The 10,569-nt window shown below is 41.1% G+C and carries 10 protein-coding genes; 5 read left to right on the top strand and 5 right to left on the bottom strand.

The genetic code is table 11. The annotated features are described in order from the left end of the window. Nucleotides 1-3: 3 nt before the first annotated feature. The 4 genes from K8B83_RS21150 to lptM form a co-directional block, all read right to left on the bottom strand. Nucleotides 4-633 (bottom strand): DUF484 family protein, encoded by a 630-nt coding sequence (locus K8B83_RS21150; protein ID WP_223420131.1) that lies wholly within the window; start codon nucleotides 631-633, stop codon nucleotides 4-6. Nucleotides 634-749: 116 nt separating this feature from the next. Beyond that, nucleotides 750-1,577, bottom strand: coding sequence for a diaminopimelate epimerase (gene dapF / locus K8B83_RS21155; protein WP_188740546.1), 828 nt, complete (start codon nucleotides 1,575-1,577; stop codon nucleotides 750-752). A 38-nt stretch (nucleotides 1,578-1,615) separates the two neighbouring features. Next, a complete protein-coding gene (gene lysA, locus K8B83_RS21160) occupies nucleotides 1,616-2,860 on the bottom strand; it encodes a diaminopimelate decarboxylase (RefSeq protein WP_188740545.1) in 1,245 nt (414 codons plus the stop codon). A 20-nt stretch (nucleotides 2,861-2,880) separates the two neighbouring features. Beyond that, nucleotides 2,881-3,075 (bottom strand): LPS translocon maturation chaperone LptM, encoded by a 195-nt coding sequence (gene lptM, locus K8B83_RS21770; protein ID WP_398409874.1) that lies wholly within the window; start codon nucleotides 3,073-3,075, stop codon nucleotides 2,881-2,883. 67 nt (nucleotides 3,076-3,142) lie between these two features. Here lptM and cyaY point away from each other — a divergent pair, with 67 nt between their 5' ends. Next, a complete protein-coding gene (gene cyaY / locus K8B83_RS21170; protein ID WP_188740544.1) occupies nucleotides 3,143-3,478 on the top strand; it encodes an iron donor protein CyaY in 336 nt (111 codons plus the stop codon). Between the two features lie 66 nt (nucleotides 3,479-3,544). Here cyaY and K8B83_RS21175 read toward each other — a convergent pair whose 3' ends face one another. Beyond that, nucleotides 3,545-6,004 carry a class I adenylate cyclase gene (locus tag K8B83_RS21175; protein ID WP_223418801.1) on the bottom strand — a complete coding sequence of 820 codons (2,460 nt, stop codon included), beginning with the start codon at nucleotides 6,002-6,004 and terminating at the stop codon, nucleotides 3,545-3,547. A gap of 277 nt (nucleotides 6,005-6,281) precedes the next feature. On the opposite strand from K8B83_RS21175, the gene hemC reads away from it, so the two are divergent. From hemC to K8B83_RS21195, 4 genes are all read left to right on the top strand, one after another. Next, nucleotides 6,282-7,211, top strand: a complete 930-nt coding sequence (gene hemC, locus K8B83_RS21180; protein WP_188740543.1) for a hydroxymethylbilane synthase — start codon at nucleotides 6,282-6,284, stop codon at nucleotides 7,209-7,211. Nucleotides 7,212-7,235: 24 nt separating this feature from the next. Next, on the top strand, nucleotides 7,236-7,964 hold the full coding sequence (locus tag K8B83_RS21185; RefSeq protein WP_188740542.1) for a uroporphyrinogen-III synthase: 729 nt from the start codon (nucleotides 7,236-7,238) through the stop codon (nucleotides 7,962-7,964). A 75-nt stretch (nucleotides 7,965-8,039) separates the two neighbouring features. Next, on the top strand, nucleotides 8,040-9,275 hold the full coding sequence (locus tag K8B83_RS21190) for a uroporphyrinogen-III C-methyltransferase (protein ID WP_188740541.1): 1,236 nt from the start codon (nucleotides 8,040-8,042) through the stop codon (nucleotides 9,273-9,275). Beyond that, nucleotides 9,272-10,441: a heme biosynthesis HemY N-terminal domain-containing protein gene (locus tag K8B83_RS21195; protein ID WP_188740540.1), complete on the top strand. Its 1,170-nt coding sequence runs from the start codon at nucleotides 9,272-9,274 to the stop codon at nucleotides 10,439-10,441. The genes K8B83_RS21190 and K8B83_RS21195 overlap by 4 nt, the downstream gene beginning before the upstream one ends. Nucleotides 10,442-10,569: the final 128 nt, after the last annotated feature.

The raw sequence follows: 10,569 nt of genomic DNA on the forward strand, positions 1-10,569 counted from the left end.
AGGTTACAATTGCGGCAATATATGATCTAATAAATGACGTAATTGACTAAATAACAGTGAGTCCATGTCTGGATGAAAGTGAGTGGGCTCTTTGCTAGCAATGGCAAAAATCACTTGGCCATTCTCATCAGATAGCTTAGTTAAGGCAACAGAACCAACTTCACTACCAAATAAGCGCAATGATTCAGACTGAGTTAAGCGGCCAAAATAGTAACCACCTTGTAAGCGATGACGCCAAATATTGGCTAATTCGCTGTCAATATCGTGTACCGTAATCAGCCTCACATGGCTAAAACCAAATTCACCTTTTAACCCTTCAGACAATAGCTGTCTGAGCTCACCTAAATCTTTACATGCCAACAATTTAAATGATAAATCGTTGTTAAAATTGAATATTCTTTCATTGTACGACGCTATTTTCATCAACGAAGTGATTTCTTCTTCTAACTCGCTGACGCGTTGACGAAGCAACTCTTGACGCCGTTCAACTAACGATACAGCACCGCGTTCAGCATGCGGTAACCGCATAGCAACTAATAACTCAGGGTAACGGTTAAAAAAATCAGGATTATCTAATAAATACTCACGAATTAGGAGTTCGTCAAACCCAAGCTCTTGCATGTTTGTGCGCATTTCTACCCCTAAATCATGACCAATCGCATTAATGTCTTTTGCATTGGCACTGCTCACCGTGTTCACATCCATGTTGATGTTATCTTTCGCGGCGGCAGCTTCTGAGTTAATTTCACTCATAGTTGAATATGTCCATCATATACGTGTTCAGCAGGGCCCGTCATCCACAGCGGCTTGCCTTCACCCTCCCAATTAATCACTAGGCTACCACCGGGTAAATCAACCCTAACCTGCTTATCGAGTTTATCTTGTAATTGGCCTACGGCGGCAGCGGCACATGCACCAGTACCGCAAGCTAAAGTCTCTGCCGCACCGCGCTCATAAACACGCAATTTAATATGGCTAGGACTCACAATTTGCATAAAGCCCACGTTAACCCCTTTAGGAAAACGCTCATGACGGGTCAAACTGCTGCCAATGTCGTCAACGTCCACCGACTCAACGTCATCAACTTCAATTACACAATGGGGATTGCCCATCGAAATTGCACCGCATAAATAAGTTTGTGTTGGTGTTTGCAATAAATACGTCTTTTCGCTTTTTTTCGCTTTAAACGGGATCTGGCTGGGTTCGGTAACTGGCACGCCCATATTGACCGTAATATGGCCGTCTCGTTCAATACGTAACGTAATTTTGCCCGAACTGGTGCTCACGCGAATTTTGTTTTTTTGGGTTAAGCCTTTATTTCTTACAAATCGAGCAAAGCAGCGCGCGCCATTGCCACACTGCTCGACTTCGCTGCCGTCGGCATTAAAAATACGGTAATGAAAATCGAGATCCGGATCATAAGGGGGTTCAACCAATAACAATTGATCAAACCCAATCCCAAAATTTCGATCGGCAAGACGTCGAATTTGTTCAGGCGAAAAAAACACATTTTGTGTTACGCCATCAACGACCATAAAGTCATTACCCAGCCCATGCATTTTGGTAAAATGGATCACGAAAGTTTCCTTATTAAACGTTATACCAACGACAATTTTTACGGCAGCAGGTGTTCACCTTGCCAAAGTTGCTCTAGTGTTTCACGCTGACGTACAACCACATCTTGGTTACCATCAACCATAATTTCGGCCACTCGTGGGCGTGAATTATAATTAGACGACATGGCAAATCCATAAGCGCCGCTTGAACGCACAGCCAATAAATCACCCGCGTTTACCGCTAATTGCCTGTCTTTACCTAAAAAGTCACCCGTTTCACACACAGGTCCTACAATATCATAAGCAAATTGGTCTGCGTCTGTTTGTTGTACCGGAATAATATTTTGCCAGGCACTATAAAGTGATGGGCGAATAAGATCATTCATCGCGCCATCAACAATCGCAAAACGTTTGTCGCTGTTTTCTTTTAAATACAATACTTGGGTAACAAAAATACCCGCATTGGCAGCAATAGCACGTCCTGGCTCAAAAATAAGTTTCAATGGACGCCCATCTAAACGCTCGAGTAAGGCTGCAGCATAAGCATCTGGATGCGGAGGCGTTTCGCCATTATAAGTCACACCCAAACCACCACCTACGTCAAAGTGTTCAATCACTATGCCCTGATTAGCTAAGCGGTCGATTAACGCCAACATACGATCCATGGCATCTAAAAACGGCTTAATTTCGGTTAGTTGTGAACCAATATGACAATCTACACCTTTAACATGCAAATGTGGAAGTGCTGCTGCACGCGCAAAAACGGTGTCGGCCTCATCCATCGCAATGCCAAACTTATTTTCTTTTAGGCCTGTTGAAATATAAGGGTGGGTACCTGCATCAACATCAGGATTTATCCGCAGTGACACAGGAGCGACTTTGCCTAAACGACCAGCTACAGTATTGAGCTGTTCAAGCTCAGCGCTAGACTCAACGTTAAAGCAGTAAATGCCAAGCAGCAGGGCTTGCTCCATCTCGGTAACCGTTTTTCCTACACCAGAAAACACCACTTTTTTAGGATCGCCGCCAGCTTGTAACACACGAGAAAGCTCACCACCTGAAACAATATCAAAACCACTGCCTAATCGAGCAAGTACGTTGAGTACAGCCAAATTTGAATTGGCCTTTACTGCGTAACAAATAAGATGTGGATGATCTGCAACCGCATTATTAAATGCATGCCAATGACGCTCTAGTGTTGCACGTGAGTATATATACAATGGGGTGCCATGCTTCTTTGCCAGTTGCGCGACATCGCAGTCTTCTGCAAACAATGCATCATCTCGATAAGAAAAGTAATCCAAAATACAGGTCCTTATAAATACTATTTTTGTTGTGATATTGAGGGTTGTTGTGTAGTTGCTTCGGCGTTATCAGACGCATTTTTGCTTACTTTTGTAGAGGCAACTTTATTGCCCACAGGCTCTGGCGATTTATATAACACCCCTTTTTGCCCACATGCGGTTACGAATAGGCTAACAAGCATAATAAATAAAAGCAGTCTCATTTTTCTCAACATCTGTGCATCTAGTGAATAATGGTCTTATAATCGCATTCATAACGCAGAAAGCAAAGGATAGAAATGCATGGCTATGACAGATACAGAGTTTCACCAATTAGCAGATGAAATGTTTAGCGAGATTGACAATGCGGTTGAACGAGCAATTGATGACCAAGATGCTGATGTCGACATTGATGCGAGCGGCAACGTGTTGCAATTATCGTTTGAAGACGGTTCTCAAATTGTGATTAACAAACAAGAGCCCCTTCATGAAATTTGGATTGCAACTAAGTTTGGCGGTTTTCACTTTAATTACACTGACGGCAAATGGTTAGATACCCGTAACAGCCTAGAATTTATGCCATTTGTTATTGATTCGATCAAAAAGCAAAGTGGTATAGAGCTAGACATCACCCCATAAAATCACTAATGGGCTCAGTAAAATGACTGAGCCCATTTGTTTTTACCAACACCTAATTAATTTTAGCTAAAATGCGGTTCCCATCTCATCATCAGATAACCCAAACGGTATGACTTGTAATTCGCCTTCTATTCTTGAGAGCTGAAAAAACTGTGGCATGTTAAATACAGGTAAGCGCTGTTGTCGCTGGTTAAAAACATATAAATGGCTTTCTTTGCCAACAAAATCTTTCATGCTGACATCTTGGTATTGTTGTTGAGTTAGCTGATTATTTTCATCAACGATAAACACATCCAGAATGTCATTACGCTCACGTAAAAAATACTGTTTGGCTCCTGTTGCAACAAACTGCTGAATTACAGAGGGAACACTGGCATAGGGGTCATCAATTAGCTCCGGTCTTGCCAAAACCAAGTTTTCAACCAGATCTTTTTTCACTGTGGTATCAATTTTACGGTACATCATCCCTAAAGAATTGAAATACATTCCATATCGATATTCCCCGACAGTAATTTGATGCATTAACGTATTTGTTTGGTTCACTTTTTTCATCAAACCATAACAGCGCAATAAAAGAGCTTTAAGCTGGTTGAATATCGGCTGCTTTAATTTTGCAGAACAACTGATGATTGATAAATCCAGTTTTTCGTCTGAGCGCTTTAAACCAAGAATGATAAACGAAATAGCCTCTAATAATGCGGTATCGCCGCTAAAACGATGGCTTTGCCACTCTCCCCAACTGTTTAAACACACCACCGCAATTGAAGATAATAGGTTTGTTTTATCACGCCCAAATGACAGCACATTTAAGTCAATATAATCAAACATTAACTCTTGCCCCTGCCAATTTACCGTTGGGTCATCATCAACGTTCACCACAAAAACAATTTTTTGATAAAACCACGGCTCAGATAAATGCCGCTTTAACACCACTGGCACATTATGGAGAACAGGGATTAATTTGCGGCTCAAGTACCCAAGTTTATCTGCGCGGCGAGAGCCTCTACCCACCTGTGACCACTTAGTATCTGCCGTTGCAAGCCCATTCATTACCGCCCAAGCCACAAGACTGCATACATTATCGGCCTCGTGGATCACCTGAGTCGTATTAACGCCAGCTAACTCACTCGTTTGTGTTTCAACCTGTGCACCTTCAGGTTGTTTCTGGCGGTACAGATAAAACCGACTAGCCACATTACAATAGCGCACAGTTAATTGAGCTTCTTGAGTAGACAAGCTCCACAATCGATTAAGCGGCTGTAAAATATGGTCATCGTCACTAAAATAAGTATGTAACTTTCGAGCAAGCAAACCAAGTTCCTCGACACGCATACGGTCACTTAATGCTTGCGTAGAGGCAAATTGCAGTAGATTTTTATAACTGGTTAGAAGTAATTCGCTTAATTGCTGATTAAACCATTTTAGCTGGCCAGAATGCCAATAAATGCTGTTATCTAATGTCGCAATTAACTCTGGGCTCCAATTCCATTGGTCGACTAACTGCTGCATTTTATTACCACGCCAATCAAGCTCATTTTGCAATGACCACTGCGACAGCATCACTCCAGACTTTAAATAAAAACAACGCCTGACAATTTCTAAGCGGCTGTTATCATTTTGAGCTAACAAATAACGTTCAATTCTGTAATAAAGCAGTAAGTATGCATCATTATCACAACTAAAATTTTGCTGCTCACACATCTGCCAAATTTGTTGCGTAATGAGTGTGGTATCAGGGTATTCAAACGCATACGTCTCAAGCAATAATACTTTTAATAATGCTTTATGAGGCTTATTGAGCCCTTTGTATAACTGCCACAAAGATGCACCAAAGTATTCAGCTGCGGGTAATGAGGTCACATCACCTAAATACAATAGATGCGGGTATTGCCTAGTGATATCCTGGTTAGCACTTGGCCACCATGCAACTGTTTTGCCGGCTAAACGAATATGTGAGCGATAAAACTCTTCGAGTAATAGCCAATGCTGACTACTGCCACTGTGCTCAACACCTAATGATTGTATGTGCGCCAAAACACTTGGCTCACGAAACTGCATTGGATGAACAAGGTAAAAATTTACCTCAAAATCAAAACCGGCAAACCATTCTGTCAGTAATTTGTTTTTATAACTGATTAACTCTAAATCTTTGCGTGTTAACTCATTTTTATATACAAGCCACACATCAATATCACTTTGTGGGTTTTGGCCAAAACTGGCAGAACTCCCCATGGCGTAAACGCCTTCAAAGGCAGTCGAAGATGCTTGAACCTCAACAGGAACTCCCAATGACATGGCATTGCATGCCTGAATAGCCTCATCGGTTAACGAAAAAAAATCTATACCACAGGGCGTTTTCTCATTGAGGGCACCGGGTAGGTCAGCATGGTTAACTTGCAACATTAACGGAATAAGGTGTAACAATTGCTGTTGCATTGGCGGCAAAACACTAAGTACCCGCGCTATTCGAATACTATTAAGCTGCTGAGCTAATTCCTGTTGATTACACGCTGTGACGATTGCCAAAGCTTACTTCCTTATATCTTTTTGCTTAGGTAAATGAGGTAACGACTCTGATTTGCAACATTTGAATTTATCATCAATAGAGTCTGGTTGAACATCACAATTATATCAAAAGTGTGATCATCGTAACATTGTATGACCATTTAACTCACACTAAAAATAGATAAACAAGAACAATAAGCACTACTGACTTCAAACAATTAGCATCGATTTGTTACATCAAAGCTTAGGCAATGATAGCATTAGCTTAACTAAGGCTATCTGACTTGGATCTACTACTATGTCTGAAAATGTAATTCGTATTGCAACACGTAAAAGTCCACTGGCTATGTGGCAAGCAGAATTTGTTCAAGCTGAACTTGAACGTATTCATCCTGGATTACGGGTTGAACTACTTCCAATGAGCACCAAAGGCGATGTTATTCTTGATACGCCATTAGCTAAAGTGGGCGGTAAAGGTTTATTTGTAAAAGAACTTGAAGTCGCCATGCTAGAAAATCGTGCTGACATTGCAGTACATTCCATGAAAGATGTTCCGGTCGATTTTCCTGAAGGTTTAGGATTACAAGTTATTTGCGAACGTGAAGATCCTCGTGATGCATTTGTGTCAAACAACTACAAAAACATCAGCGAATTACCTAAAGGTGCAGTGGTCGGCACCTCAAGCTTACGTCGTCAATGTCAAATACGCGCTGCCCGCCCAGATTTAATCATTAAAGACTTGCGTGGCAATGTTGGCACTCGGTTAGCAAAGTTAGACAGTGGAGACTATGATGCCATTATTCTTGCAGCTGCAGGGCTAATTCGCTTAAAACTCAATGAGCGTATTGCCAGCTTTATTTCTGCCGAAGAGTCATTACCTGCCAATGGGCAAGGTGCGGTTGGGATTGAATGCCGCACAGATGATGAGCGTGTAAAAGCATTACTAGCACCACTTGAACACTTAGAAACACGTTACAGAGTTCTGGCTGAACGAGCCATGAACACCCGATTAGAAGGCGGCTGTCAGGTTCCTATTGGGGCATTTGCAGAAATAGATGGCGATACGTTAACTTTACGTGGTTTAGTGGGCAACCCTGATGGCAGCCAGATAATTCATGGCACTGTATCAGGCCTTAAAACAGATGCAGTAAGCTTAGGCCAAGCTTTAGCCGATGACTTATTAAGCCGAGGTGCCAAAACGATTTTAGATGCTGTTTATGCCAACTAACTCAAATCAATAAGACATTAGAGAATGAAAGTCTTGCTAACGCGCCCACAAGGGCGCAATCAAGCAATGGAGGAGCAACTCACTCGCAGTGGTGTTGCTTATCTTGTTACCCCGCTGCTGGAGGTGGTAGCAACAAATGAATATCTTGATCAATCACACCTAAATAACGCAGACAATTTATTATTTATTAGCACAAATGCCGTTGAGTTTGCAGCCCAGCAACTCCAAAACAGATTTCCACATCATTGTCGGTACTTTGCTGTTGGACAAGCCACAGCCGATAGCCTAGCAGCACTGAATATCAACGCCATAACCGCCCCTGAAACAAACCAAGACAGTGAAGGCTTATTATCATTACCTCAGCTACAAAATGTTCAAAAACAAACCTTTATTATTGTCCGTGGAGTTGGCGGTAGAGAGACTCTTGCCGAGCAATTAATCGCCCGCGGCGCTGCAGTGAGTTACTGGCAAGTTTATCAACGTGTTACTCCCACGCTTAATAGAAGCACCATATGCGAGCAATGGCAATCCTTTGGTATTGACACCATTGTTGTCACCAGCGGCGAAATATTATCCAATTTAGTCGGCCTTGTTTCAAAAGAATCATTTGCATGGCTACGTTCATGTCATATCATAGTCCCCAGTAATCGCGTCGAAATACAAGCCAAAGCAATGGGATTAAGCCATATTACCAATGCAAATGGAGCAAATACTCAAGCTACACTTACGAGCTTGGGCATAAATTTGTTATGATAATGTTATATGGTATCGACACGTACTGATTAATATTGCTTTTATTGGTTGTATTTTTGCTTTCAAGGACTGTTCATGGAAAACAATAAAAAAGATCCAAACTCGCCAGAAAACAAGGAGGAGAAAACCATTTCTCCATCACAAACTACTGTTGAGAAGCCTACAACGGCAAAAAATGCCAATACCAACAAAGCATCGTCAAGTGACAACAAAAAACAGCCAGTTCAAAATAGAAATACGCAAAAAGAACAACACATAACAAAAGCCAGTTCTTGGTGGATTAGGCTTGGGGTACTATTAAGTTTAGCCATTGCCATTATTGCTGCATTGGGCTGTTATTGGCTTTACTTACAATTAGGTAAACAAGACAGTGGCCAAGCTAAACTTGGGCAAAGCATTACAGAACAAACCAAGCAAAATCAATCGTTAAAATATGAAGTACAACAAGTCGCGCTGACCAGTAATAAACGCATTTCAACGTTAGAGCAGCAACAGCTTAATGACACCAAGGCTTATGCAAAGCTTGCTGAGCTTCAACAAGCAAATAAAGTATTGCAAGAGCGTGTCAATGTTATTGCTCAACGCAGTCCTAATCATTGGATGGCATCAGAAGCAGAATACCTAGTGCGCATGGCGGGCAGAAAACTGTGGCTAGAAAATGATCCTCAAACTGCCATGGGGCTATTACAATCGGCAGATGAACGTATCAGTGCAATGCAAGATCCTGCATTAACTCCTGTACGTAAAGCATTAGCAGCTGACATAAACAGCGTAAAATCATTAAAGACCACAGACATCACCAACACCATTTTCGAATTAGATAGTGTGATTGATGGCTTAACATCACTGCCACTGAACCATATTAATGAAAACTTTGCTGGTCAGTCAAAATCTGAACCCATAACAGGCTCAATAGACGACTGGCAACAAAACCTTGCCCAAACCTGGCGTGAGTTAACCGATGGATTTATCACTGTGCGTAAACGTACCACAGATTTAGAACCGCTATTATCGCCTGAGCAACAATGGTATTTAGTCGAAAACATTCGTAATAAGCTACTTCAAGCTCAACTGTCTTTATACCGGTTTGATCAAACCAACTACCAGCAGTCAATTGCACTGGCCGATAAATGGTTACAGCAGTATTTTGATTTAACAGACAAAAACACCCTAGAGACTATTGAAGCATTAGACAAGCTTGCAAAAGTCAAAGTTGAAAAAATAACGCTTAACAAGTTCCAAGTTTCGCCTTTGCTTCAACAGTTGGTTACCTACGGTGAAATAATGCCGGCGGAGGAACTTACACAATGATAAAAACACTCGTGTATGTGTTGCTCATTTTAATTGGATTATGCATTAGCCCGCTTATTATCGGCCAAAGTGGCTATGTATATATTGCAATTGGTGAGTATCAAATTGAAACAAGTTTAGTTGCTGCTATTGTCGGTTTAATTGTCTTTTATTTTATGCTGCAACTTGCTGAGTGGTTACTAGTGTTACTCCTTAATATCATTTTAAGCAGTCGCTATCTACCTGAAAAATGGCGTAAAAAAGCAGCTAAAAAATACACACTTGCTGGCGCCTTGGCTATAGCAGAAGAAGACTGGCCTGCTGCAGAAATAGCAATGGCCAAGGGTGCTAAGCAAGGTGAAATTCCTTTGTTAAATTTATTTGCCGCTGCTCGCGCGGCACATTATCAAGGTAAAACCACCGCACGCGATCACTACTTAACACAAGCTGAAAAAAATCCTATTGCTAAAATCGCAGTAGATACATCTCGTGCACGTTATTTTATTAAACAAGGTGAATTAGCAAAAGCGAGAGCAATTGTTGACAAGCTTAGCCCTACAAGTAAAAGCAGCACACCGGTATTAAAGCTTGCTGTGGACCTTTATCAACAGCAACAAGACTGGTCAGCTTTGAAATTGATTTTGCCAATTATTGCTAAACGCAAAGTGTTAGAAGAGGATGAACTCGAATCATTATCAACAAAAACTAACACAACCTTGTTAATGGACGCTGCTAAGACATCTGAAGCCGAATTAGAAAAATGTTGGCAATGGTTAAGCAAGGATGAACGTAAACAAGATGAACTTGTCATTGCTTATGCTCATGGTTTAAACATATTAAAACTTCACGATAAAGCCTTAAAAATACTCTACAAGCGCTTAAAAACAGCTCCTACACCTGTGTTATTTTCCGCGTTACCAGATCTTATCAACGCTGATGATATTGACATTCGTCAGTTAATTGATCGTTTGGAAACCACGCATGCAAATGATGTCAATTACCAAACGTGTTTAGCCAAATTGGCCATGCAGCAACGTAATGCGAAACAAGCAAAAGAGCACTGGCAAAACGTTTGTCGCATCGCACCGTCACATCAATCATGGTTAGCTTTGGCTCAGGTTCAAGATCAATTAGGTGAGAATACTTCAGCCGCACAAAGTTATCGGAATGCTGCAATCAAAATATAATACGTTAGTATTAAATTTACTTTTCCCTTAATAAAAAACCGCATTTAATGCGGTTTTTTTATTCAGTATGATAAATTATTGCCGATATACATACCTAATAATTGTTGATAAAACCTGACTTGTTTTCA

This window comes from Shewanella inventionis (assembly GCF_019931735.1).
Taxonomy (GTDB): domain Bacteria; phylum Pseudomonadota; class Gammaproteobacteria; order Enterobacterales; family Shewanellaceae; genus Shewanella; species Shewanella inventionis.